Source organism: Cupriavidus necator, assembly GCF_016127575.1.
GTDB classification, from domain to species: Bacteria; Pseudomonadota; Gammaproteobacteria; order Burkholderiales; family Burkholderiaceae; genus Cupriavidus; species Cupriavidus necator_D.
In genome coordinates this window covers 2,213,734-2,239,241 of the sequence record NZ_CP066018.1, presented here as the reverse complement: position 1 = coordinate 2,239,241, position 25,508 = coordinate 2,213,734, and the positions used below count along the sequence as shown (strand labels likewise).

22 protein-coding genes are annotated in these 25,508 nt (G+C 68.3%); 14 read left to right on the top strand and 8 right to left on the bottom strand.

The genetic code is table 11. The annotated features are described in order from the left end of the window. Positions 1-4: 4 nt before the first annotated feature. The 4 genes from I6H87_RS10470 to purM all read right to left on the bottom strand — a co-directional run bounded on the left by I6H87_RS10470 (position 5) and on the right by purM (position 5,640). A complete protein-coding gene (locus I6H87_RS10470; protein ID WP_011615977.1) occupies positions 5-1,399 on the bottom strand; it encodes an amidase in 1,395 nt (464 codons plus the stop codon). 37 nt (positions 1,400-1,436) lie between these two features. Continuing rightward, positions 1,437-2,873 (bottom strand): dihydropyrimidinase, encoded by a 1,437-nt coding sequence (hydA, locus tag I6H87_RS10465; protein WP_041687507.1) that lies wholly within the window; start codon positions 2,871-2,873, stop codon positions 1,437-1,439. 48 nt (positions 2,874-2,921) lie between these two features. Then, positions 2,922-4,250: an MFS transporter gene (locus I6H87_RS10460; protein WP_010815021.1), complete on the bottom strand. Its 1,329-nt coding sequence runs from the start codon at positions 4,248-4,250 to the stop codon at positions 2,922-2,924. 337 nt (positions 4,251-4,587) lie between these two features. Beyond that, entirely contained in the window at positions 4,588-5,640 is a 1,053-nt protein-coding gene (purM, locus tag I6H87_RS10455) for a phosphoribosylformylglycinamidine cyclo-ligase (protein ID WP_011615979.1), read from the bottom strand. A gap of 194 nt (positions 5,641-5,834) precedes the next feature. Here purM and I6H87_RS10450 point away from each other — a divergent pair, with 194 nt between their 5' ends. The 9 genes from I6H87_RS10450 to I6H87_RS10410 all read left to right on the top strand — a co-directional run bounded on the left by I6H87_RS10450 (position 5,835) and on the right by I6H87_RS10410 (position 13,524). Continuing rightward, a complete protein-coding gene (locus tag I6H87_RS10450) occupies positions 5,835-6,905 on the top strand; it encodes an AI-2E family transporter (protein WP_010815023.1) in 1,071 nt (356 codons plus the stop codon). Positions 6,906-6,949: 44 nt separating this feature from the next. Further along, positions 6,950-7,657, top strand: a complete 708-nt coding sequence (gene hda, locus I6H87_RS10445; RefSeq protein ID WP_010815024.1) for a DnaA regulatory inactivator Hda — start codon at positions 6,950-6,952, stop codon at positions 7,655-7,657. A 92-nt stretch (positions 7,658-7,749) separates the two neighbouring features. Next, positions 7,750-8,424 (top strand): histidinol-phosphatase, encoded by a 675-nt coding sequence (locus tag I6H87_RS10440; protein ID WP_058697802.1) that lies wholly within the window; start codon positions 7,750-7,752, stop codon positions 8,422-8,424. Between the two features lies 1 nt (position 8,425). Continuing rightward, on the top strand, positions 8,426-9,967 hold the full coding sequence (gene pcnB, locus I6H87_RS10435) for a polynucleotide adenylyltransferase PcnB (RefSeq protein ID WP_011615981.1): 1,542 nt from the start codon (positions 8,426-8,428) through the stop codon (positions 9,965-9,967). Next, on the top strand, positions 9,968-10,507 hold the full coding sequence (gene folK, locus I6H87_RS10430; protein WP_010815027.1) for a 2-amino-4-hydroxy-6-hydroxymethyldihydropteridine diphosphokinase: 540 nt from the start codon (positions 9,968-9,970) through the stop codon (positions 10,505-10,507). 56 nt (positions 10,508-10,563) lie between these two features. Then, complete coding sequence (locus tag I6H87_RS10425; RefSeq protein ID WP_010815028.1) at positions 10,564-11,205, top strand: deoxynucleoside kinase; 642 nt, start codon at positions 10,564-10,566, stop codon at positions 11,203-11,205. Between the two features lie 99 nt (positions 11,206-11,304). Beyond that, positions 11,305-12,126 carry a 3-methyl-2-oxobutanoate hydroxymethyltransferase gene (panB, locus tag I6H87_RS10420; protein WP_010815029.1) on the top strand — a complete coding sequence of 274 codons (822 nt, stop codon included), beginning with the start codon at positions 11,305-11,307 and terminating at the stop codon, positions 12,124-12,126. Positions 12,127-12,130: 4 nt separating this feature from the next. Further along, positions 12,131-12,829 (top strand): ABC transporter permease, encoded by a 699-nt coding sequence (locus I6H87_RS10415; RefSeq protein ID WP_010815030.1) that lies wholly within the window; start codon positions 12,131-12,133, stop codon positions 12,827-12,829. Next, complete coding sequence (locus I6H87_RS10410) at positions 12,826-13,524, top strand: ATP-binding cassette domain-containing protein (RefSeq protein ID WP_010815031.1); 699 nt, start codon at positions 12,826-12,828, stop codon at positions 13,522-13,524. Before I6H87_RS10415 ends, I6H87_RS10410 begins: the two co-directional genes overlap by 4 nt. A 9-nt stretch (positions 13,525-13,533) precedes the next feature. Here I6H87_RS10410 and pabB read toward each other — a convergent pair whose 3' ends face one another. From pabB to I6H87_RS10390, 4 genes are all read right to left on the bottom strand, one after another. Continuing rightward, entirely contained in the window at positions 13,534-15,462 is a 1,929-nt protein-coding gene (gene pabB / locus I6H87_RS10405) for an aminodeoxychorismate synthase component I (protein ID WP_011615983.1), read from the bottom strand. 107 nt (positions 15,463-15,569) lie between these two features. Next, the gene (gene dnaJ, locus I6H87_RS10400) at positions 15,570-16,715 is read right to left on the bottom strand and encodes a molecular chaperone DnaJ (protein ID WP_010815033.1); all 1,146 of its coding nucleotides are present in this window, start codon (positions 16,713-16,715) and stop codon (positions 15,570-15,572) included. Positions 16,716-16,886: 171 nt separating this feature from the next. After that, positions 16,887-18,839 carry a molecular chaperone DnaK gene (gene dnaK / locus I6H87_RS10395; protein ID WP_010815035.1) on the bottom strand — a complete coding sequence of 651 codons (1,953 nt, stop codon included), beginning with the start codon at positions 18,837-18,839 and terminating at the stop codon, positions 16,887-16,889. A gap of 189 nt (positions 18,840-19,028) precedes the next feature. Continuing rightward, the gene (locus tag I6H87_RS10390; protein WP_010815036.1) at positions 19,029-19,595 is read right to left on the bottom strand and encodes a cob(I)yrinic acid a,c-diamide adenosyltransferase; all 567 of its coding nucleotides are present in this window, start codon (positions 19,593-19,595) and stop codon (positions 19,029-19,031) included. 317 nt (positions 19,596-19,912) lie between these two features. Between I6H87_RS10390 and I6H87_RS10385 the strand changes: the two genes are divergently transcribed. The 5 genes from I6H87_RS10385 (at position 19,913) to I6H87_RS10365 (ending at position 25,483) form a co-directional block, all read left to right on the top strand. Next, positions 19,913-21,343 (top strand): FAD-binding oxidoreductase, encoded by a 1,431-nt coding sequence (locus tag I6H87_RS10385; protein ID WP_011615984.1) that lies wholly within the window; start codon positions 19,913-19,915, stop codon positions 21,341-21,343. 14 nt (positions 21,344-21,357) lie between these two features. Next, positions 21,358-22,248, top strand: coding sequence for a LysR substrate-binding domain-containing protein (locus I6H87_RS10380; protein ID WP_011615985.1), 891 nt, complete (start codon positions 21,358-21,360; stop codon positions 22,246-22,248). 12 nt (positions 22,249-22,260) lie between these two features. After that, the gene (locus I6H87_RS10375) at positions 22,261-22,791 is read left to right on the top strand and encodes a GNAT family N-acetyltransferase (RefSeq protein WP_011615986.1); all 531 of its coding nucleotides are present in this window, start codon (positions 22,261-22,263) and stop codon (positions 22,789-22,791) included. A 251-nt stretch (positions 22,792-23,042) separates the two neighbouring features. Further along, positions 23,043-24,557, top strand: a complete 1,515-nt coding sequence (locus tag I6H87_RS10370; RefSeq protein WP_010815040.1) for an FAD-linked oxidase C-terminal domain-containing protein — start codon at positions 23,043-23,045, stop codon at positions 24,555-24,557. An 8-nt stretch (positions 24,558-24,565) separates the two neighbouring features. Next, positions 24,566-25,483: an ion transporter gene (locus I6H87_RS10365; protein ID WP_011615987.1), complete on the top strand. Its 918-nt coding sequence runs from the start codon at positions 24,566-24,568 to the stop codon at positions 25,481-25,483. Positions 25,484-25,508: the final 25 nt, after the last annotated feature.

Here is a 25,508-nt window from a genome sequence, read left to right as displayed (position 1 = left end):
ACGGTTATCCGGCAGGGTTGAGCAGCGGCGCCAGCACGCTTTCGGCCAGCCTGGCCGCGGCCAGCACGTTGCGGTCGGCACCGCGCGGGCCGGCGATCTGCAGGCCCGCCGGCAGCCCGTCGCGGCCATGGCCGCAGGGCACCGAAATGGCCGGCGCCAGCGCATGATTGAAGAAGGGCGTGAACACCGCATGGGCGCGCGGCTCCACCGCCACGCCGCCGATCCGCTCCGGCCCGAGCCGGTCGTTGCGCCACGCCACGCACGGGGTGGTCGGGCACAGCAGCAGGTCATAGCGGGTAAAGAACCCGGCCACGGCCAGCGCGATCTGGTGGCTGGCTTCGCGCGCGCGCGCCACGTCGGCGCCGCTCCAGGCCAGCCCGCGCTCGATCTGGCGCGCCACGTCGGGATCGAACAGCTCCGGGTCGCGGCGCCAGGCCTCGCCGTAGAGATTGGCCAGGCCGACATGCTGCAGCGGCATCAGCGCGGCCTCGTCGGCGCCCTTTGGCCAGGCCGGGTCGGCACGCTCGATGGTCAGGCCCGCGCCCTGCAGCCGGGCCACGGCCTGCTCGAAGGCCTGCGCGACATCGTCGTCGACCGGCGTGTCCAGGCCCAGGCGCGGGCTGACCGCGATCTTCAGCGTATGCAGCGGGCGCGCGGCGCCAAGCGAGAAGCCCAGCGTATCGGGATCGCGCGGATCGGCGCCGGCCAACGCCTCGAACATCAGCTCGGCATCGGCCACCGTGCGCGTGATCGGCGCAATCACCTGGATGCCGTTGAAGGCATGGGGAAAGCCGACCGAATCGGGAATCGCGCCGTAGGAAGGCTTGAAGCCGACCACGCCGGCATGCGCGGGCGGGCGCCGGCTGGAACCGCCGCCGTCGGTGCCCAGCGCCAGCGGCGCCATGCCGGCCGCCACCGCCACCGCGCAGCCGCCAGACGAGCCGCCCGCGGTCAGCGTGGCATCGAGCGGATGGCGCGTCAGCCCGTAGACCTTGTTGGTGGTCAGGCCCTTGCAGGCGAACTCCGAGGTATTGCCCATGCCGAGCACGATCGCGCCGGCCTGGCGCAGGCGCTCGACCGCGATCGCGTCGGCGGGCGCAATGAAGTCGCGATACAGCTGCGAACCCTGCGTGACGCGGCGGCCCTGGCTCCAGATCACGTCCTTGACGATCACCGGCACGCCCGCCAGCAGCGGGCGCTCGCCCTGCGCCAGGCGCGCGCGCAGCTGCGCCAGGTCGGCATCGACCAGCTCCTGGCGCTGCTCGAACACGGCGTTGAGCTGGTCATTGCGCGCCGCGATGCGAGCCTGGAAGGCGGCGACCACCTCGGCGGGATCGAGGCGGCCCGCGGCGACGCGGGCCGCGATAGTGGTGGCGTCCAGGCGGTTGGTCAGTTCCATGTCAGTCGTTTCAGTCAAAGCATTGGCAAGGCTGCCGTCACAGGCTGCCGCCCGAGGTGCGATAGCGCGGCCTGGCCATCTCCGGCAGGCCGCACGGCAGGAACTGGCCGTGGCCGGCCTCGGCCAGCACCTCGCCCTCATGCGCCACCACCTTGCCGCGCACCAGCGTGGTCACCGGCCAGCCGGTCACGCGCAGGCCTTCATACGGGGTGTAGTCGACAGCATGATGCAGGTCGGCGTTGCGGATCGTCACTTCACGCTGCGGATCCCAGATCGCCAGGTCGGCATCGGCGCCGATGGCAATGGTGCCCTTGCGCGGATGCAGGCCGTAGAGCTTGGCGGGGTTGGTCGAGGTCAGCGCGACGAACTGGTTGACCGAGATGCGGCCGCCCACCACGCCAGCCGAGAACAGCAGCGGCAGCCGCGTTTCCAGGCCGGGGATGCCGTTGGGGATGTACTGGAACGGGACTTCCTTGCCGCCAGGCTTCTTGCCCTGCGCGTCTTCGTAGCGGAACGGTGCATGGTCGGACGAGAAAATGGTGAAGAGGCCGTCGGCCAGGCCGTCCCAGATCACTTCCTGGTTGCTGCGGTCGCGCGGCGGCGGGCTGCACACGCACTTGGCGCCGTGGTAGCCGGGCTGGTCGAGGTCTTCGGCAGTCAGGAACAGGTACTGCGGGCAGGTCTCGGCAAAGATCTTCATACCGCGGTTGCGCGCCCAGCGGATCTGCTCCACCGCTTCCTTGCCCGATACATGGACGATCAGGATCGGCACGTCGACCAGCTCCGAGAACGTGATGGCGCGGTGCGTGGCCTCGCGCTCGATCGCCATCGGCCGGGCCAGCGCGTGAAACTTCGGCGCGGTGTTGCCCGCCGCTTCCAGCTTCTCGGTCAGCCAGGCGATGCAGTCCGAATTCTCGGCGTGCACCATCACCAGCGCGCCCTCCTGGCGCGCCACCGACAGCACCTCAAGGATCTCGCGGTCGTTCAGCTTGAGGTCGTCGTAGGTCATGTAGACCTTGAACGACGAATAGCCCTCGCGGATCAGCCCCGGCAGTTCGTCCTGCAGCACCGCCTCGGTAGGATCGGCCACGATCAGGTGGAAGGCGTAGTCGACCACAGCCTTGCCATCGGCGCGCTGGTGGTAGTCGTTCACCGCGGCGCGCAGCGAATGGCCCTTCTCCTGCGCGGCGAACGGGATCACGGTAGTGGTTCCGCCGCAGGCCGCCGACACCGAGCCGGTGCCGAAGTCGTCAGCCATCCTGAGGCCGTCCGGCATCGGCTGGTCCAGGTGGCAGTGCGCATCGACGCCGCCCGGCAAGACCAGCTTGCCGCTGGCGTCGATGGTCTGCGCGGCCTCGCCCAGGTCGTGGCCGAGCTGTACGATGCGCCCGCCGGCGATGCCGATATCGCACTGCATGGTGTCGCTGGCGGTCACGACGGTGCCGTTGCGGATGATCAGGTCGAACTGTTTCACGATACTGCTCACGAGAAGATTGTTACTGCCGCTCACCGTGGTCCGCATTCAGCGGTCCGCGTCGGACAGGTGCATGCGATTGGTTTCCCGCGCGGCCGCCGCGGCGATTGCGATCAGCGCGCACACCGCCGCCAGGTACAGCGCAACGGGCGCGGTGCTGCCGAAGCGGTCGAGCAGGCCCACCGCGATCAGCGGGGCCAGCGCGCCGCCGAACACACCGGCGAACTGGAAGCCGAGCGAGGCACCGGTCACGCGCACCCGGGTGGCGAACAGCTCCGGCAGGAACGACGCCAGCGGCGAGAACATGAACGACACCAGCACCATGCCGACGAACGAGGCCAGCATGATCAAAGCCGGGCTGCCGGTCTTGACCAGCGTGAAGAAGACAAAGGCCCACACCGCACCGCCGATGCCGCCGATCATCAGCACCGGGCGACGCCCGATGCGGTCGGCCAGGTAACCGGCCACCGGGATGAACAGGATCTGCGCCACCGCACCCAGCAGCACGGCATTGAGCGCGATGCTCTTGGGCAGGCCCAGCTTGGTCGGCACGAAGTACAGCAGGAACAGCGTGAACACGTAGAAGGCGATATCGCCGCCCAGCCGCGCGCCAAAGGCGATCAGCAGCTGCTTCTTGTAGTTGCGCAGCACTTCCATGATCGGCGCGCGCGCTTCGGCGTGGGATTCCTCCAGCTTCTCGAACATGCCGGACTCACGCACGTTGGAGCGGATGTAGAGCCCAACGCCCACCAGCAGCGCCGACAGCAGGAACGGCACGCGCCAGCCCCAGCTCAGGAAGGCTTCTTCCGAGACCTGCCAGGTCACCAGCGCGAATACGCCGTTGGCAAGCAGCAGGCCGATCGGCGCGGCGAGCTGCACCAGGCTGCCGAGGATGCCGCGCCTTTTCCCTTCAGGGTCGAGCTCGTTGACCATGATCGCCGCCCCGCCCCATTCGCCGCCCAGCGCCAGGCCCTGCACCACGCGCAGCAGCACCAGCAGCACCGGCGCCAGCGCGCCCGCGGCGGCATAGGTCGGCAGCAGGCCGATACCGAAGGTGGCCAGGCCCATCATCAGCAGCGTAATGATCAGGATGGACTTGCGCCCCATCTTGTCGCCGAAGTGGCCGAAGATCGCCGCGCCCAGCGGCCGCGCCACGAAGGCAACGCCGTAGCTGGCAAAGGACAGCAGCGTCGCGGTCAGCGGGTCGCTCTGCGGGAAGAACAGCTTGGGGAAGACCAGCGCGGCGGCCGATCCGTAGATGAAGTGGTCGTAGAACTCGAGCGTGGTGCCGGCGAGGCTGGCCCCCGCGACGCGCGCGACGGACTGCTTCTGGGCCGACGCGCCTTTTGCCGCTGCGTCGATGCTGACTGCTTGCATGGTGGATCCTCCAATGGTCCTGGCCTGCCCCCAGCGCCGCCGGTGGTTGCCGGCATCGCGCGGAGGCGTTGTCTCCGGACGCGGCATACGTGTGCTGCGTCTTTGCTCAGTACATTAGGCGATAAACCGCCATACAATCAAGCAAAATATTGTTTATCAGACTTGGTGCAGATGCATGCTGGATTTTGGTGCGATGCACGAAAACGGGACTCGGCCAGCGCAGGGCACAAAGCGGGTGTGAGCCTTTGGGTAAACCCTTATGAGCCGTACGCAGGACGAAAAAAAAAAGCGCATGCCCTAAGGCATGCGCCGTTCTTGCCGGAAGGCTTCGGTGTCGTCAGACCACGATGGTCTGCGCCTCGCCCTCGGCGCGTTCGCGGATCTCACCGATCTGCCACACGGCCTCGCCGGCCGCTTGCAGGTGGCGGATGGCGCGTTCAGCGTCTTCCTTGGCCACGATCACGACCATGCCGATGCCGCAGTTGAACACGCGGTGCATTTCGTCGTCGGCCACGCGGCCCTGCGCCTGCAGCCACTGGAACAGCGGCGGCAGCGTCCAGGCATCGCGCTTGAGCACGGCGGTGACGTCCTGCGCCAGCACGCGCGGCACATTCTCGGTCAGGCCGCCGCCGGTGATATGGGCCATGCCCTTGACCGGCAGGGTTTCGATCAGCGACAGCAGCGGCTTCACGTAGATGCGCGTCGGCGCCATGATCGCGTCCTGCAGGCGCTGGCCGTGGAAGTCGGCGTTCAGGTCCGGCCTGGCCACTTCGATGATCTTGCGCACCAGCGAGTAACCGTTGGAGTGCGCGCCCGACGAAGCCAGGCCCAGCACCACGTCGCCCGGGGTGATGGTGCTGCCGTCGATGATCTTCTTCTTTTCGACCGCACCGACGGCAAAGCCGGCCAGGTCGTATTCGCCGTCCGGGTACATGCTGGGCATTTCGGCGGTTTCGCCGCCGATCAGGGCGCAGCCGGCCAGTTCGCAACCGCGGGCGATGCCCTGGATCACGGTGGCGGCGGTGTCCACGTCCAGCTTGCCGCAGGCGAAGTAGTCGAGGAAGAACAACGGCTCGGCACCCTGCACCAGGATGTCGTTGACGCTCATGGCGACCAGGTCCTGGCCGACGGTGTCATGGCGGTTGAGCTGGAACGCAAGCTTGAGCTTGGTGCCCACGCCGTCGGTGCCCGATACCAGCACCGGCTCCTGGAACTTCTTCGACAGTTCGAACAGCGCACCGAACCCGCCGATGCCCGCCATCACGCCTTCGCGCATGGTGCGCTTGGCAAACGGCTTGATGCGGTCGACCAGTGCGTCGCCGGCATCGATATCAACACCGGCGTCGCGGTAGGAAAGGCCTGCCTGGCCGGCGGTCGGGGATGCGCTCATGGGAACCTGCTTGTCCTGGAGGAAATAAAGTGAGGAATCCGGCGCTCGGGCCACCGCGGCTTCCGTTGCTTGGCATCGGAACGCGGGCGCGAGTCCAGTAGAATTGCAATTTTAACGGATAGAGGCCCCCCGCTTCCAGTTTCCGGCGAGATTCCGCCGCAAACGGCGCAGTCGCCCGTCCTTCCCAACTATTGATGAATGCCCCGCTGTTGAACCAAGAGGCCAAGCGTATCCTGCTCTGGGTCGTCGTGGCCGTCGCGCTGTTCGCCGCCATCATCGCGCTGGCGCCGGTGCTGACGCCGTTCCTGTTCGCGTTCATCTTCGCCTATGTCCTGAACCCGGGCGTGGACTGGCTGCAGCGCCGCCGGGTGCCGCGCGCAGTCGGCGTGACGCTGATGATCCTGCTGCTGACGGTGATCTGCGTGATGCTGGTACTGCTGGCAATCGCGGTGCTGCAACGCGAGATCCCGCAGATCCGCGAACAGTTGCCGATCCTGCTGAAGAAGCTCAACTCCGTGGTCTCGCCCCGGCTGGCGGAGTTCGGCGTGCGCATCCGCTTTGACTTCCCGGGCCTGCGCAACATGCTGTCGGACCGCTTCTCGGCCAGCCCGGAAGACCTGCTGGTGGTGTTGCTGAACTACGTCAAGATGTCGGGCTCGGCGCTGATCACGGTGGCCGGCATCGTCTTTATCGTGCCCATCGTCATGTTCTACCTGATGATGGACTGGCACATGGTGATGCGCCGCATCGAGGGCGTGGTGCCGCGCCGCTGGGTGCCCAAGGTGCGCGAACTGACCAACGAGACCGACGCGCTGCTGTCGCAATACCTGCGCGGCCAGATCCTGGTGATGGTGATCCTGGCGGCGATCTACTCGATCGGTCTGACCATCGCCGGCTTCGATATCGGCGTGCCGGTCGGGGTCTTCACGGGACTGGCGGTGTTTATCCCGTATATTGGCTTTGGTGTCGGGCTGGTCATGGCGATCCTGGCCGCGCTGCTGCAGTTCGGCAACTGGTACGGGCTGGCCGCGGTGGCGGTGGTCTACGGCTTCGGCCAGTTTATCGAGAGCTTTTACCTGACCCCGCGCCTGGTGGGCGAACGCATCGGCCTGCACCCGCTGGTGGTGATCTTCGCGCTGCTCGCCTTCGGCCAGCTGTTCGGCTTCTTCGGCGTGCTGCTGGCGCTGCCGACCTGTGCCGTGCTGCTGGTCGGTGCGCGGCAGCTGCGGCGGGTTTACCTGGCCAGCGACCTGTACCGAAAATAACGGCTGCCCCACTGCTGCCCACACCCGCAAGTTAGCCATACGTCATGTCCCCGCGTCCCAAGCAACTGTCGCTCGAGCTGGGCAGCCCGCCGCCTTCGACCTTCGAGAATTTCGTGGTGGCATCCAACCGCGAAGCGGTGCAGCGCCTGCGCGAACTGCCCGCCGCGCTCGCCCAGGAGCACGCCAGCGACCGGCTGGTCTACCTGTGGGGCGAGGTCGGCTGCGGCCGTACCCACCTGCTGCACGCGCTATGTGAGGCCGGGCCGCAGCACGGCATCCGCAGCCGCTACCTGAGCCCACACCACCCGCTGTCGGACTTCCTGTTCGACCCGTGGTGCCAGCTCTACACCGTCGATGACGTCGAGCTGCTGGATGAAGCGCGCCAGATCGCGGTGTTTTCGCTCTACAACGAGGTGCGCGCCCACGTGCGCACCGCGCTGGTGGTGGCCGGCGGCCTGGCCCCGCGCGCGATGCCGGTGCGCGAAGACCTGCGCACGCGCCTGGGCTGGGGCCTGGTGTACCAGGTCGCGCCGCTGTCGGACGACGACAAGAAGGCCGCTGTGCTGCATGCGGCACGCGAGCGCGGCCTGCAGCTGTCGCCGGAGATTACGCACTGGCTGGTGACGCGGCATTACCGCGACATGCCAAGCCTGATGGCGCTGCTGGACGCGCTCGACACCTACTCGCTGGAACGCAAGCGGCCGGTGACGCTGCCGCTGCTGCGTGAAATGTTTGCTGAATTCCGGGATTAGCGCCGGATCGGCGCCCATACCGCACCCAATGCGGCCCCGGCGCCTGCCTGCCTGCCCGCCCGACCTCTCGCCTTAAGGTAAAATCGCCGCCCATGAATCTGGCACTCTTTGACCTCGACCACACCCTGATCCCGACCGACAGCGACCATGAATGGGGCCGCTTCCTGGTCCGCCTGGGCGTCGTCGACGAGGAAACCTACCGGCAGAAGAACGACGAGTTCTACGGCCACTACAAAGCCGGCACCCTCGATATCCAGGCCTTCCTGCGCTTTGCGCTGGCGCCGCTGGCGGCCAACCCGCGCGACCGGCTCGATGCCATGCGGGTGCGCTTCATGCACGAGGTGATCGACCCGGTGATCACGCCGCAGGCGCGCGCGCTGGTCTACAAGCACCTGGAAGCCGGCGACCTGTGCGCCGTGGTGACCGCCACCAACAGCTTTGTCACCGCGCCGATTGCCGCGGCCTTCGGCATCAAGCACCTGATCGCCACCGAGCCCGCCACCATCGACGGCAAGCCGGAAAGCCAGTTCACCGGCGAGGTCCACGGCGTGCCCAGCTTCCGCGAAGGCAAGATCACCCGCGTCGAATCCTGGCTCAGGAGCCAGGGCGCGCAGTGGGACCACTTCGAAACTACCACCTTCTACAGCGACTCGGCCAACGACCTGCCCTTGCTGGAAAAAGTCTCCGAGCCGATCGCCACCAACCCGGACGATCGCCTGCGCCACCACGCCGCCGCGGCCGGCTGGCGCATCATGGATCTGTTCTGACGTGATCAAGAAGCTCATTACCCGGCTGCTGGGCAAACCCAGCCCCAAGCTGCGCCGCACCGGCCGCGCCCATACGCCGCGCATCGTCGGCGCCGACGAACACCAGATCGACCCCGCGCTGCTGTCGCGCAATGCCGTCAAGGTCACCTCCACGCTGCAGCAGGCCGGCTACCAGGCCTACATCGTGGGCGGCGCGGTGCGCGACCTGCTGCTCGGCATCAAGCCCAAGGATTTTGACGTCGCGACCAACGCCACGCCCGACCAGGTGCAGGCGCTGTTCCGGCGCTCGCGCATCATCGGCAGGCGCTTCCAGATCGTGCACGTGACCTTCTACGGCGGGCGCGAGCAGGAAATCATCGAGGTCTCGACCTTCCGCGCGCTGGTCGACGCCATCGCCAGCGAAACGCTGCCCGAAGGCCGCCGCCTCAAGCGCGCCGAGCTCGACAGCAAGACCCATGCGATCGATGCCTCGGGCCGGGTGCTGCGCGACAACGTGTGGGGCTCGCAGGCCGAAGACGCGGAACGCCGCGACTTCACCATCAACGCGATGTACTACGACCCGGCCGCGCAGACCGTGCATGACTACCATCACGGCATGGAAGACATCCGCGCGCGCACGCTGCGCATGATCGGCGACCCGGTCACGCGCTACCGCGAAGACCCGATCCGGATGCTGCGCGTGGTGCGCTTCGCCGCCAAGACCAGCTTCGACATCGACGAGGCCACGCGCCACCCGATCGCCGGCCTGGCGTCGCTGATCCACAACGTGCCCAGCGCGCGCCTGTTCGACGAGATGCTCAAGCTGCTGATGTCCGGCCACGCCTGGGCCTCGCTGCAGGAGCTGCGCAAGGCCGGCCTGCACCAGGGCCTGCTGCCGCTGCTGGACGTGGCGCTGGAGCAGCCCATGGGCCAGCGCTTCGTGCAGCTGGCGCTGGACAACACCGACCGCCGCGTGCAGGCCGGCAAGCCGGTCTCGCCGGGCTTCCTGTTCGCCGCGCTGCTGTGGCACCACGTGCTGCAGCGCTGGACCAGGCTGCGCGAGGAGGGCGAGCACGCCATCGCCGCGCTGAACACCGCCATGGACATGGTGCTGGAAAAGCAGACCGGCCAGCTGGCGATCCAGCGCCGCTTTGTCACCGACATGCGCGATATCTGGGGCATGCAGCCGCGCTTTGAAAAGCGCGTGGGCCGCATGCCGTTCCGGCTGCTGGAGTCGCCGCGCTTCCGTGCCGGCTTCGACTTCCTGCACCTGCGCTGCCAGTCGGGCGAGCTGCCCGAGGAACTGGCCGCCTGGTGGCAGGACTTCCAGGACGCCGACCCGGGCGAGCGCGAGGACCTGATCGACGCGGTACGCAGCGCGCGCGGCCCTGGTGGTCAAGGCGGTCATGGCAGTCAGGGTGGCCAGGGCGCCGAGGGCGAAGGCCCGGCACGCAAGAAGCGCCGCCGGCGCGGTCCGCGGAAATCGGATAAAGTGTCTTCCCGGAGCGACACGGACGCGGGCGAGGCAGCACATGCCGGCCCCGGCCAGCCGGAGGAAACCTAAATGACGCTTGCCTTCATCGGCATCGGGGCCAATCTTGGCGATGCCCGCCAGGCCATCAAGGACGCCATCGTGTGTCTGGCCCAGCAGGTCGGCATCACGGTGCTGGCGCGCTCATCGCTCTACCGCACCGCCCCGGTCGATGCCGGCGGCGACGACTACTACAACGCGGTGGTCAAGGTGCAGACCTCGTTCACCGCGGCGCAGCTCCTGCGCATCTGCCACCACATCGAAGACCAGTTCGGCCGCGAGCGGCCGTTCCGCAACGCGCCGCGCACGCTGGACCTGGACCTGCTGCTGTTCGGCGACGAGCAGCACGACCACGAGCACCTGACGGTGCCGCATCCGCGCCTGACCGAGCGCGCCTTCACGCTGGTGCCGCTGCTGGAGCTGGACGCCGCGCTGGCCATCCCCGGGCGCGGACGCGCCGCCGACTACCTGGCCGGCGTGGGCGCGCAGCGTATCGAGAAGGTGTCCACCTGCAAGTGCCTGCGCATGCAGGCCGCCGCTGGCGAGACCGGCGATGGCGGCAGCCCTGGCTGATCCCGCCCGGCTGCGCCCGCGGCGCAGCCTTCCACCCCACTGAAGCCCGGAGCGCCATGCTCGATCACCTGCGCCGCATCGTCGTCGAAGGCCCCGTCGGATCCGGCAAGACCTCGCTGGCCCAGCGCCTGGCGCGCACGCTGCAGGCCCAGGAGCTGCCCGACAGCGCACGCCGCAGCCCCTTCCTCGAACCCTTCTACCGCGATCCCGCGCGCCATGCGCTGGCGCTGCAGCTGTGGTGCCTGACCCAGCGCGCGGTGCAACTGCAGCAATGGCAGGCGGGGGTGCTGGCCGGACAGCGCATGGTCACCAATTTCCTGATGGCCAAGGACCGGCTGCACGCGGCGCTGACGCTGTCCGACGACGAACTGGCGCTCTACGACGCCATCGCCGCACGCCTTGACCTGCCGCCGCAGCGCGCCGACCTGGTGATCGTGCTGCAGGCCACCCCGTCGCTCCTGCGCGAGCGCATCGTGCGCCGCGGCGAGCCCGGCGAGGCCGGCATCGACGAACACTACCTGCAGCGCCTGGCCGGCGCCTACGGCGAATTGTTCCACCGGTACGACGACGCCCCGGTGATGGTGGTCGACACCGCCCACTTCAATCCGGTGGACAATGATGACGATTTCCGTACACTACTGTCGCGCATCGAAAACATGCGCGGCCGCAAGGCCTTTCTCAATCTCGCTGCGCCCTGACAGGCCACGCCTGCCAGACCCAACACAATAACGACGGCTGTCGTTGCCGTGCGGGCGGCCCTCCCGGCACCGGCAAAGCCGTCCTATATGGGCACTGCCATGAGCTACCTCCTCGATCCCTCCCGCAAGACCATCACGATTCCCAAACTGCAGGCGATGCGTGACGCCGGCGAGAAAATCGCCATGCTGACCGCGTACGACTCCAGCTTCGCCGCGCTGCTCGACTACTGCGGCGTGGAAATGATCCTGGTCGGCGATTCGCTGGGCAATGTGATGCAGGGCCAGCAGACCACGCTGCCGGTCACGCTGGAACAGATGGCCTACCACACCGAATGCGCGGCGCGCGGCAACCAGACCTCGCTGCTGCTGACGGACCTGCCGTTCGGCACCTATCCCACGCCTGAGGCCGCGTTTGCCAGCGCGGTCACGCTGATGAAGGCCGGCGCGCAGATGGTCAAGCTCGAAGGCGGCGACTGGCTGGCGCCCATCGTCAAGTTCCTGGTCGAGCGCAGCATCCCGGTATGCGCGCATATCGGCCTGACGCCGCAGTCGGTGCACGCGCTGGGCGGCTTCAAGGTGCAGGGCAAGACCAACGCCGGCGCGGCCCAGCTCAAGCGCGACGCGCTGGCGCTGCAGGCCGCCGGCGCGCAGGTGGTGCTGATGGAGGCGGTGCCCGCGGCGCTGGCCGGCGAGATCACGCAATCGCTGACGGTCCCCACCATCGGCATCGGCGCGGGCGCGGACTGCTCAGGCCAGGTGCTGGTGCTGCAGGACATGCTCAATGTCTACCCGGGCCGCAAGGCCAAGTTCGTGCGCAACTTCATGGACGGCCAGACCTCGATCGAGGCAGCCGTGCGCGCCTACGTGGCCGCCGTCAAGGACGGCAGCTTCCCCGCCGCCGAGCACACCTTCTCCGCCTGAGCCGGTGGAGATCGGCACCGCCACCGCCGACGCCTTCCGCCTGCTGGCCAGCGGCGACGCTGGCCTGTGGTTCATCGTCTGGACCTCGCTGATGGTGGCGGTGCTGGGACTGGCGCTGGCCACGGTGCCGGCGATCGCCGCGGCCTGGCTGATCGCCACCCGGCAGTTCCCGGGCCGGCGTGCGGTGGTGGTGGTGGCGCAGGCTTTCCTGTCGTTCCCGACCGTGCTGGTCGGGCTGGTCCTCTACCTGCTGCTGACGCGCCAGGGCCCGCTGGGCAGCCTGCACCTGCTGTTCACGCCGGCGGGCATGGTGCTGGGGCAGGCTGTGATCGGCTTCCCGGTGGTGCTGGCGTTTGCGCTGTCGACCCTGCAGGGCGCCGACGTGCGCCTGCGCGAGACCGCCTGGGTGCTGGGCGCAGGCCGCTGGCGCACCTTCCTGACCGTGATCCGCGAGCTGCGCTTCGGGCTGATGGCGGCAGTGGTCGCCGGCTTCGGGCGCGTGATTGCCGAAGTCGGCTCGGCCCTGATGATCGGCGGCAATATCGAAGGCTCGACCCGCACCATCACCACGGCCATTGCGCTGGAAACCAGCAAGGGCGAGTTCGCCCAGGGCATTGCGCTGGGCATCGTGCTGGTGGCGCTGGCGCTGCTGGTCAATATCGGCATGGCCTGGCTGCAGGGTGCCGGAGGCTTCCGCCGATGACCCCCTCAGTTGCCCATGACCACAGCCCGCTGCTGACCGTGCGAGGGCTGGCGCGCACCATCGGCCTGCGCAAGCTCTTTGCCATCGACAGGCTGGTGATCCCGCGCGCCACCGCGATCGTGCTGACCGGCATGAACGGCGCCGGCAAGACCACGCTGCTGCGCATGCTGGCCGGGCTGGAGCCGGCACCCGGCGCCAGCGCGCAGTGGACCGACGCGCACGGCCAGGCGCACGACGCCCCCCTCTCCCCGCTGCCGCCGGCGTTGCGCCAGCGCATTGCCTACCTGCACCAGCATCCGTACCTGTTCCGCACCTCAGTGCGCGAGAACATCGCCTACGGCCTGCACGCACGCGGGATGCCGCGCGACGAGATCGCCCGCCGCGTGGGCGAGGCGCTGGGCTGGGCCGGCGTGTCGCACCTGCAGGACACCGCGCCCGAATACCTGTCAGGCGGCGAGATCCAGCGCGTGGCGCTGGCGCGCGCCAAGGTGCTGGAGCCGGAGTTGCTGCTGCTGGATGAGCCTACCTCGAGCCTGGACGGCCATGCGCGCGAACAGGTGATTGGGCTGGTCGGCGACCTGGCCGCCGAAGGCCGCACCGTGGTGATGATCTGCCACGACCGCGAGCTGATCAACCTGCCGGGCGTGGTGCGCTGGAAGCTGGGCGACGGCGTCCTGGACACGCACCACCCTTAGTCTTCAGGCTTACTGACTCAGCGTCGCCGGCATCGCGCCGCGCAAGGCGTTGACCAGGACGATGGCCTCGGCGCGCGCGAGCATCGCGCGCGTGATCACCGCTTCCGTCACCACTTCGCCGGGGGCGCCCAGGGCCGCCCCTCCCTCGTCCAGCGCCACCGCGCGCATCACGCCGGGCAGGATGTCAGCCGACAGCGGCGGCGTCAGCCAGCGGCCATCGATACGGACGAAGACCGAGCTGCGCCCGCCTTCCAGCAGTTCACCGCGCGTGTTGAAGAACAGCAGGTCAAAGCCACCGGCACGCTCGGCGGCCTGCCAGCCCGCATCGAACACTGCGCGCGCGCTGGTCTTGTGGCGGCGCAGCGGATCGGCGGCGGGTAGTGGCTCGGGGGCGATATCGATCCTGACCGGACCGGCCGGCATCGGTGCCACCGCGCCGCTGGCAAATGCGAGCGCGCCGCGCTTGTCCACGCTCATACGCAGGCGCCATGTCCCCGCGCCCAGCTGCGCTACCTGCGCGGCCACCGCGTTGCGTGCCGCATCGGCATCGAAAGCGAAGCCGAACGTATGTGCCGAAGCGCCAATGCGCGCAAGATGCCGCGCCAGGTAAAGGCACTCGCCGTCCTGCACGCGCATGGTTTCGAACAGCGTAAAACCGGGATCGTGCCGCGTCAGGAAACGCGCCTTCCAGCCGCATTCATCGAACTCCTCCGCCGCGACGCTGTCATGGACGATGCCGCCGCCCACGCCCATTTCACCCGCGCGCAGGCCGGTATCCGCGAGAGGCGCCAGTACCAGCGTGCGGATTGCCACCGACAGCGCGAACGGTCCCGCGGTGCCTTCGTCGGTTGGCGCATCGATCCAGCCGATCGCCCCGGTGTACAGCCCGCGCGGCGTGCCTTCCAGTTCGGCAATGATCTGCATGGTGCGCCGCTTGGGCGCGCCGGTGATGGAGCCGCACGGGAACAGCGCCGCCATCAGCGCGCCAAAGCGCGTGCCGGGCCGCGCCGTCGCGGTGACGGTAGAGGTCATCTGCAGCACCGCGCCAAACGGCTGCACCGCAAAGCGCTCCGGCACCGCCACGCTGCCCGGCTGCGCGATGCGCCCCAGGTCGTTGCGCAGCAGGTCGACGATCATCACGTTCTCGGCGCGGTTCTTGGCATCGGCGGCCAGCGCGGCGGCGGCCTGCGCATCGCGCACGGCATCGCCCGAGCGCGGCGCGGTGCCCTTCATCGGCCGGGTCAGCATGTGGCCCTGGCCGTCGTGGCGCACGAACAGCTCGGGCGACAGCGACAGCACCGTGGCACGATCCGGCAGGCTGGCCAGCACGCCATACGGCACCGGCTGCGCGGCGCGCAGCGCGGCATACAGCGCCACCGGGTCGCCAAAGGCATCGAAGTGCAGGCGCTGGGTGTAGTTGACCTGGTAGGTGTCGCCGGCTTCGATCCACTGGTGGATGCGGGCGATGGCATCGTCGAATGCCTCGCGGGAGGTATCGGAGGCCACGTCCATCAGGCCCGCCGGCCTGGGGTCGGCTTTCGCCTGCAGCCACGCCGTGACCGCCGCGGCATCGAGCCGGCGCAGGTTGCGGAACCACAGCAGGCGCAGCGCGCCGTCGTGGAACGGCATCGCGTTGCCGGTGTGCACCGGGGCATCGACCAGCGCGCCGCCGAATTCGTAGGGGGCAAACAGGGTGGCATGCCAGCCCTGGCGCCAGCCTTCGGCAAGCATGGTGTCGAGTTGCGCGATGTCGCTGCCGGCGGGCAAGACGTCTTCACGGATGAAGCCGGTGTAGAGGCGTGATGCGGCTTGCGCCGCCGGGGCCGTGGCGTCGTCGAGAAGGACGAAGACATCTCCTCCCCCTGGCTGGGTGCTCCCCTCGCCCGCTTGCGGGAGAGGGGCCGGGGGAGAGGGCGGGGGCTGGATGCTGGCTACCACGGGGAAATCGTCAGGAAAGGGGCGGTGGGGACAACCTTGGCATTATCGCGCGCCAAAAACAAAACCGGCCACGCTCGCACGTGGCCGGTCCGATACTGCAAACCCGGTCAGCTGAAGAAGCTCTTCACCTTGTCCAGCCAGGATTGCTCCTGCGGGCTGTGGCGCGAGCCGCCCTCATGCACCGAGCGGTCGAACTGGCGCAGCATCTCCTTCTGCGCCTCGGTCAGCTTGACCGGCGTCTCCACGTTCACATGCACATAGAGGTCGCCCGGATAGCCGGAACGCACGCCCTTGATGCCCTTGCCGCGCAGACGGAAGGTCTTGCCCGACTGGGTGGCTTCAGGCACCGGGAAGGTGGCCTTGCCGCTCAGCGTCGGCACTTCCAGGTCGCCGCCCAGCGCCGCGGTGGCGAAGGAGATCGGCATCTGGCAGTGCAGGTCGTCGCCGTCGCGCTCGAACATCGGGTGCGCCTTGATGTGGACTTCCACATACAGGTCGCCCGGGGGGCCGCCGTTGATACCCGGCTCGCCGTTGCCCGACGAGCGGATGCGCATGCCTTCGTCGATGCCGGCCGGGATCTTCACTTCCAGCGTCTTCTGCGACTTCAGCTTGCCCTGGCCGTGGCACTTGGTGCACGGCTTGGGGATGTACTTGCCGCTGCCGTGGCACTTCGGGCAGGTCTGCTGCATGGTGAAGAAGCCCTGCGACACGCGCACCTGGCCCGCGCCGTGGCAGGTCGGGCAGGTTTCCACGCTCGAGCCCGGCTCCGCGCCGTTGCCGTGGCAGTGGTCGCAGTCGTCCCAGTGCGGCACGCGGATCTGCGCCTCGTGGCCGTGCGCGGCCTGCTCCAGCGAGATCTCCATGCTGTAGCGCAGGTCGGCGCCGCGATAGGCCTGCGGGCCGCCGCCGCCGCGACGGCCACCGGCCTGCTGGCCGAAAATGTCGCCGAAGATGTCGCCAAAGGCCTCGGCGAAACCGCCGTAGCCCTGCGCACCGCCGAAGCCGCCCGCCATATTGGGGTCGACACCGGCATGGCCATACTGGTCGTAGGCCGCCTTCTTCTCCGGGTCGGAAAGCATCTCGTAGGCCTCTTTGACCTCCTTGAATTTTTCCTCGGCGATCTTGCCGTCCTTGCCTTCCGGATTGCGGTCCGGGTGGTACTTCATCGCGAGCTTGCGATAAGCCTTCTTGATCTCGTCGTCGCTCGCGTTCTTGCCTACCCCGAGCACTTCGTAATAGTCACGTTTTGCCATGGTGGCTCAAACCTTTTTGGCCGGCACGCACATGCGGCGCGATACCGGCGAATAGCAAAAAAGCCGAGCGAGGCATCCGACGGCGGTTTCCCGCTGGGTCCGATGGCCGCGCCCGGCGTCGGGGCGGGGGCGGTGCCGGCCAGTGCCTGCACCGCCGCCCGCGTGTCCCGATTACTTCTTGTCGTTGACTTCCTTGAATTCGGCGTCCACAACGTTGTCGTCCTGCGGCTGCGCCTGCTGGCCACCGGCCGCGCCGGCACCGGCAGCAGCACCGGCCGTGGCGCCTTCGCCAGCCTTGGCCTGCATGTCGGCGTAGACCTTCTCGCCCAGCTTCTGGCTGACTTCGGACAGCGCGTTGACCTTGGCATCGATCTCGGCCTTGTCGCCGCCGCGAGCGGCGTCTTCCAGTTCCTTGATCGCGGCTTCGATCTTTTCCTTCTCGCCGGCTTCCAGCTTGTCGCCGTATTCGGTGAGCGCTTTCTTGGTCGAGTGGATCAGCGCGTCGGCCTGGTTGCGGGCATCAGCCAGCTCGCGGGCCTTCTTGTCTTCCTCGGCGTTGGCCTCGGCGTCCTTCACCATGCGCTGGATCTCGTCTTCCGACAGGCCCGAGTTCGCCTTGATGGTGATCCTGTTTTCCTTGCCGGTCGCCTTGTCCTTGGCGCCCACGTGCAGGATGCCGTTGGCGTCGATGTCGAACGACACTTCGATCTGCGGCGTGCCGCGCGCTGCGGGCGGAATGCCTTCCAGGTTGAACTCGCCCAGCAGCTTGTTGCCGGAGGCCATTTCACGCTCGCCCTGGAACACCTTGATGGTCACCGCCGGCTGGTTGTCGTCGGCGGTCGAGAACACCTGCGCATGCTTGGTCGGGATGGTGGTGTTCTTGGTGATCATCTTGGTCATCACGCCACCCAGGGTCTCGATCCCCAGCGACAGCGGCGTCACGTCCAGCAGCAGCACGTCGGTACGGTCGCCCGACAGCACCGAGCCCTGGATCGCGGCGCCGACGGCCACGGCTTCATCCGGGTTCACGTCCTTGCGCGCTTCCTTGCCGAAGAACTCCTTGACCTGTTCCTGCACCTTGGGCATGCGGGTCATGCCGCCCACCAGGATCACGTCGTCGATGTCGCTGACCTTGACGCCCGCGTCCTTGATGGCGATGCGGCACGGCTCGATGGTGCGCGTGATCAGCTCTTCCACCAGGGATTCGAGCTTGGCGCGGGTCATCTTCAGGTTCAGGTGCTTCGGACCCGAGGCATCGGCCGTGATGTACGGCAGGTTGATCTCGGTCTGCTGCGAGCTCGACAGTTCGATCTTGGCCTTTTCAGCGGCTTCCTTCAGGCGCTGCAGCGCGAGCACGTCCTTGGACAGGTCCACGCCCTGGTCCTTCTTGAACTCGCTGATGATGTAGTCGATGATGCGCTGGTCGAAGTCTTCGCCGCCCAGGAAGGTGTCGCCGTTGGTCGACAGCACTTCGAACTGCTTCTCGCCGTCCACGTCCGCGATCTCGATGATCGAGATGTCGAAGGTGCCGCCGCCGAGGTCATACACGGCGATCTTGCGGTCGCCCTTCTCGTTCTTGTCCATGCCAAACGCCAGCGCGGCCGCGGTCGGCTCGTTGATGATGCGCTTGACGTCGAGGCCGGCGATGCGGCCGGCGTCCTTGGTGGCCTGGCGCTGCGAGTCGTTGAAGTAGGCCGGCACGGTGATCACGGCTTCGGTCACCGGCTCGCCGAGGTAGTCCTCGGCCGTCTTCTTCATCTTGCGCAGCACTTCGGCGGAAACCTGCGGCGGCGCCAGCTTCTGGTCGCGCACCGACACCCATGCGTCGCCGTTGTCGGCCTTGACGATGGAATACGGCATCAGGCCGATGTCCTTCTGGACTTCCTTCTCTTCGAACTTGCGGCCGATCAGGCGCTTGACCGCGTACAGGGTGTTGCGCGGATTGGTGACGGCCTGGCGCTTGGCCGGCGCGCCGACCAGGATCTCGCCGTCTTCCATGTAGGCGATGATCGACGGGGTGGTGCGGGCACCCTCCGAGTTTTCGATGACCTTGGGGGTGTTGCCTTCCAGGATCGCGACGCAGCTATTGGTGGTACCGAGGTCGATACCGATGATCTTACCCATTATTCTCTCCTCTTGAGCCGGCGCTATCCGCGCGGCTGCAATTCAACCTGAGGCCGAAATGTGGCCGCCCGGGGGCTTTTCAAGGGCAGAACCGGCAAATCCGAGTAATTTTCTCGGTTTCTGCATGCTTTCAACGGCATCCGCCGCCGCAGGTTAAGCGGACGGCGCGGCGCGGCCGCCGAAAGTGGCCTATTCCATACCTCCTGGCGCGTCGCGATCGCGCTGCCACAACACGTCGGAACCGCCGCCGGCCCGGTTCAGCACCCGCGCCAGCACGAACATCAGGTCCGACAGCCGGTTCAGGTACTGGCGCGGGGCCTCGTTCAGTGGCTCGGCCGCGCCCAGCGCCACCAGCGCGCGCTCGGCACGGCGGCACACGGTGCGGCAGACATGGGCCTGCGCCGCGGCGCGGCTGCCGCCGGGCAGGATGAATTCGGCCAGCCGCGGCAGGTTGGCGTTGTAGTCGGCGAGCCAGGTATCGAGCTGCGCCACCTGCTCAGGCTTGAGCAGGGTGTAGCCCGGGATGGACAGCTCGCCACCCAGGTCGAACAGGTCGTGCTGGATATGCAGCAGGGCGGCGCGCACGTCGTCGGGCAGGGCCTCGGTCAGCAGCACGCCGACGTGGCAGTTGAGCTCGTCGACGTCGCCGATGGCGGCGATGCGCGGGCTGGCCTTGCCGGTGCGGCTGCCGTCGCCCAGGCCGGTGGTGCCGGCGTCGCCGGTGCGGGTGGCAATCTTGGACAGGCGGTTGCCCATGCCGGTCTCCTCGTAAGCGTGTGGTAGTCGTGGTCCGCCCTGCAACGCGGGGCGCCCGGGGGAAAGACGCATTATCGCGCCGGACCGCCTCGGCGCGCCAAGCGCTTGTGTCCCGGCGCTTGCTGTGCGGCTATCGGCCAGTACCGGCCGCCGCAGTGCCCGGCCAGGGTGCATGAGCCGCCGCGCGGCGTAGAATGCCGGTAGCCCCCATTCGTCGCCCATTCGATAACCGGGTCGCGCCCCTGCCGGCCAGACCGGAGCTTGCTCCGCAGCGCCGCCGCCGGCACCACCGTCGCGCCGACCCGCCGGAGACCCGCATGAACCACCCCACGCCGTCCGCCACGCTCGCCCGCCGTCCGCTGCCGCCCGCCTTCAGCGAAGCCCTGGCGGCGCGCTTCGGCGACCGCTTCACCACCTCCGCCGGCGTGTGCGAACACCACGGCCGCGACGAATCCCCGTTCCCGCCGGCCGTGCCCGACGCCGTGGTCTTCGCCCACAGCACCGAGGAAGTGGCCGAGGTGGCGCGCCTGTGCAACCAGCATGGCGTGCCGCTGATCCCGTACGGCGCGGGCTCGTCGCTGGAAGGCCATCTGCTGGCCGTGGCAGGCGGCATCAGTCTGGACCTGTCGCAGATGAACCACGTGCTGGCGGTGCAGCCCGAGGACCTGACCGTGACCGTGCAGCCCGGCGTCACGCGCAAGCAGCTGAACCAGGAAATCAAGGACACCGGCCTGTTCTTCCCGATCGACCCGGGCGCCGACGCCTCGCTGGGCGGCATGTGCGCCACGCGCGCCTCCGGGACCAACGCGGTGCGCTACGGCACCATGCGCGAGAACGTGCTGGCGCTGACAGTGGTAACCGCCGACGGCCGCGTGATCCGCACCGGCACGCAGGCGCGCAAGTCGGCGGCGGGCTATGACCTGACCCGGCTCTTTATCGGCAGCGAAGGCACGCTCGGCATCATCACCGAGGTGACGGTGCGGCTCTACCCGCAGCCGGAGGCGATCTCCGCCGCGGTGTGCGCCTTCCCCAGCATGGGCAGCGCGGTGCAGGCGGTAATCCAGACCATCCAGCTGGGCGTGCCGGTGGCGCGCGTGGAGTTCGTCGATGCGCTGGCGATCCGCGCCATCAACCGCCACGACAACCTGACCCTGCCCGAGACCCCGCACCTGTTCTTCGAATTCCACGGCACCGAGGCCGGCGTGCGCGAGCAGGCCGAGACCGTGCAGCAGATCACCGCCGAGCACGGCGGCCAGGGCTTCGAGTGGGCCACCCGCCCGGAGGACCGCAGCCGGCTGTGGAACGCGCGCCATACCGCCTACTTCGCCATGCTGCAGCTCAAGCCGGGCTGCAAGTCGGTGACCACCGACGTGTGCGTGCCGATCTCGCGCCTGGCCGACTGCGTCACCGAGACCGAGAAGGACCTGAACGCCTCGGCGCTGCCCTGCCCCATCGTCGGCCATGTCGGCGACGGCAACTTCCACGTGGCGATCCTGGTCGACCCCGACAAGCCCGAAGAGATGGCCGAGGCCGAGGCCATCAACCAGCGCATCGTCGAACGCGCGCTGGCGATGGGCGGCACCTGCACCGGCGAGCACGGCGTGGGCTTGCACAAGCAGCGCTTCCTGGTGGAAGAACACGGCGAGGATGCGCTCGACGTGATGCGCGCGATCAAGGACGCGCTGGACCCCAAGCACATCCTCAACCCGGGCAAGATCTTCAGCGCCACGCGCGGCGGCTCGCAGTAAGGCGTGCCGAGCTGATGGCCTCCATGTTCAACCGCGTCCCGCCGCTGCACCTGCTGATCGCCTTCGAGGCAGCGGCGCGCCTGGGCAGCTTCGCGCGCGCGGCCGAAGAGCTGTCGGTCACGCCCAGCGCGGTCTCGCACCGCATCAAGAATCTTGAGGAGCTGTGGGGCGAAGACCTGTTCGTGCGCGCCAACGCGGCGCTGCGGCTGACCGCCGCCGGCACGCGCTATCTGCGCAACGTGCAGGACGCGCTCAAGTCGCTCAACGAGCTGGCGCGGCCCGAATACAACAAGCTGCGCACCCGGCTGCGGGTGGCGATCCCGCCCACCTTCGGGCGCCAGCACCTGGTGCCGCGCCTGCCCGAGTTCGGCGCGCTGTATCCGCATATCGACCTCGAGCTGCACCTGGCGATCCCGTTCCTGGACGTCAAGGCCGAGGACACCGATGTCGAGATCCGCTACGGCACCGGCCGCTACCCTGACCTGAAGACCACCCGGCTGCTGGTCGAGCCGGTGTTCCCGGCGTGCGGGCGCGAGTACTACGAGCGCGTCAACGGCCGCGCCATCACCAAGCCCGAGCACCTGCACGGCCTGGTGCTGCTGCGCAGTCCGCTGGAGCCGTGGAAGCCGTGGTTCGAGACTGCCGGGCTGGATTGGGCCGAGCCGCAGACCGGGCCGCAGTTCAACGACATCGGCCTGATGCTGGAGGCGATCGCGTCCAACCAGGGCGTGGCGCTGGTGCGCCAGCGCATGGCGCGGCACTGGCTGTCGCTGGGGCAGATGGTGCGGCTGCTGGAGGTGGAATCGGTCTCGCCGCACGGCTACTACATCGTCGAGCGCGAACAGGCCCCGCTCAAGCCCGAGGCGCGCTATTTCGTCGACTGGCTGCTGAGCCTGGACTGGTAGGAGACTGACCCCATGGAAATCCGCTTGCTGACCCCCGCCGATGCCGCCGCCTTCCAGGCGCTGCGGCTGCACGGCCTGGCCGAAGCGCCGGAAGCCTTCGCTTCCAGCCTGGAGGAGGAACAGGACCGGCCGCTGGAAGTCGTCGCCGGGCGCCTGGCCGCGACCGAGGGCAAGGCCGTATTCGGCGCCTTTGTCGACGGCAGCGATGGCAGCGCGCTGGCCGGCGTGGTCGGGGTGATGCGCGAGGAAAACGCCAAGCACCGGCACAAGGCCTTTATCTGGGGCATGTACGTGGCCCCGGGCTGGCGCGACCGCAAGCTCGGCCGCGCGCTGATGGAGCGGGCCATGGAACAGGCCGCCGCCATGCCGGGCGTGCGCCAGGTGACGCTGTGCGTCAATGCCGGCAGCACGGGCGCGGTGCGGCTGTACGAGTCGCTCGGCTTCGTGCGCACGGGGCTGGAGCCGGATGCGCTGTACGTCGCGCCGCACTTCCACGACAAGCTCGACATGGTCTGCTTCCTGCCGCAGCCGCCGGCACGCTGAGTCCGGCCGGACCGCCTTCCCTGCACCCGCGCTGCGGTGTACGCTGGACTTGCGTCGCCTGCCAGGAGTGATTTCCCGCGCAGCCATGATGAGCATTTTTGATCGGCCTGCCATGCGGATTTCACGTGTCCCGTGGTGCCCGCGCCAGGTGCCCTGCGCTATAGTCACCCGTCCCCGCGGCAGGCCCTGCATTGCCGCGACCGGCAGGCCGCGCACCGGCCGCCATCCAGGAGGCCCCACAGGAGTCGTTCATGAATGCCCCGCACGAAGCCCAAACCATCGCCCCCGACGGCGCCCATGCCACGGCCGAAGGCCGCCGCAGCGCGCTGCTGGCCGGCCTGGCGCAGATCCTGCCGGATGCCGCGCTGCTGTGGAAGCCGGAAGACACCGTCCCCTATGAATGCGACGGCCTGGCCGCGTACCGCCAGGTGCCGATGGCCGTGGCCCTGCCCGACACCGAGGAACAGGTCTGCGCGATCCTGCGCCTGTGCCACAAGCTGGGCGTGCCGGTGGTGCCGCGCGGCGCCGGCACCAGCCTGTCGGGTGGCGCCATGCCGATCGCCGAGGGCCTGGTGCTGTCGCTGGCCAAGTTCAAGCGCATCCTGTCGGTCGATCCGTACTCGCGCACCGCGGTGGTCCAGCCGGGCGTGCGCAACCTGGCGATCTCCGACGCCGCCGCACCCCACAACCTGTACTACGCGCCGGACCCGTCCTCGCAGATCGCCTGCACCATCGGCGGCAACGTCAGCGAGAACTCCGGCGGCGTGCACTGCCTGAAGTACGGCCTGACCGTGCACAACGTGCTGCGCGTGCGCGCGGTGACGATGGAGGGCGAGGTGGTGGTGTTCGGCTCCGAGGCCCCCGACTCGCCGGGCCTGGACCTGCTGGCCGTGCTGATCGGCTCCGAAGGCATGCTGGCCGTGGTCACCGAGGTCACGGTGCGCCTGATCCCCAAGCCGCAGCTGGCGCAGGTGATCATGGCCTGCTTCGACGATGTCGAGAAAGGCGGCAATGCGGTGGCGGACGTGATCGCCGCCGGCATCATCCCGGCCGGACTGGAAATGATGGACAAGCCCGCCACCGCCGCGGTCGAGCAGTTCGTGCATGCGGGCTATGACCTGGATGCCGCCGCCATCCTGCTGTGCGAATCCGACGGCACCCCGGAAGAAGTGGCCGAGGAAATCGAACGCATGAGCGCGGTGCTGACGGCATCGGGCTGCACCCGCATCGTGGTCTCGCAGAACGAAGCCGAGCGCCTGCGCTTCTGGAGCGGCCGCAAGAACGCCTTCCCCGCCGCCGGCCGGATCTCGCCGGACTACTACTGCATGGACGGCACCATTCCGCGCAAGCACATCGGCACGCTGCTCAGGCGCATCGAAGCCATGGAGCAAAAGTACGGCCTGCGCTGCATCAACGTGTTCCATGCCGGCGACGGCAACATGCACCCGCTGGTGCTGTTCGATGGCGCGGACCAGGACCAATGGCACCGCGCCGAGCTGTTCGGCGCCGACATCCTGGAAACCTGCGTGGAACTGGGCGGCACCGTCACCGGCGAGCACGGCGTGGGCGTGGAGAAGCTCAACTCGATGTGCGTGCAGTTCTCGCCCGCCGAGCGCGATGCCTTCTTCGGCGTCAAGGCCGCCTTCGACCCGGCGCGGCTGCTCAACCCGGACAAGGCCATCCCCACGCTGGCGCGCTGCGCGGAGTACGGCAAGATGCATGTGAAGCGGGGCCTGCTGCCGCACCCGGAACTGCCGCGCTTCTGAGCCACGCCATGTCCAGCCCACGCCGACGCCAGCAGCAGGAAGCGTTCGTCCGCCAGCGCCTGGGGCAGCCCGAGGCCGGCTGGCGCCAGCGCTGGTACACCATCATCTTCGAGGCCGATACCCGCGAGGGCCGGCTCTTCGATGTCGCGCTGCTGCTGGCCATCGTCGCCAGCGTGACGGTGGTGATGCTCGACAGCCTGCCCGCGGTGAACAACCGCCTGGGGCTGGCGTTCACCGTGCTGGAATGGATGTTCACGCTGTTCTTCACGGCCGAGTACGTGATGCGCATCCTGGTGGTGCGCCGGCCGTGGCGCTATGTGTTCAGCTTCTACGGCATCATCGACTTCGTCTCGATCATGCCGACCTGGCTGGCCTTCTTCCTGCCCGAGCTGCATTTCCTGATCGACGTGCGCCTGCTGCGGCTGCTGCGCGTGTTCCGGATCCTGAAGCTGACCGTGTACTTCGAGGAAGCCGAGATCCTGTACCGCGCGCTGGTCAACAGCCGCCGCAAGATCTTCGTGTTCCTGGGCACGGTGTTCATCATCACGGTGATCCTGGGCACGGTAATGTACGTGGTGGAAGGCCCACAGCACGGCTTCACCAGCATCCCGGTCAGCATGTACTGGGCGGTGGTGACGCTGACCACCACGGGCTTCGGCGACATGGTGCCCAAGACCCCGCTGGGGCAGTTCATCACCTCGCTGACCATCCTGCTGGGCTACGGCATCATCGCCTTCCCCACCGGTATCGTCGGCGCCGAGCTGGCCGCCAGCATCCTGAAGCGGCCGCTCACCACGCGCACCTGCACCCATTGCCTGACCGAGGGCCACGAACCCGACGCCGGCTACTGCAAGCATTGCGGCAGCCAGCTGCCCGAATACCAGAACGACCGGCCGGAAGTGCCCGGCGGACCTGCCGGCTCCTGAGCCGGCCTTCCCTACCCCACGACGC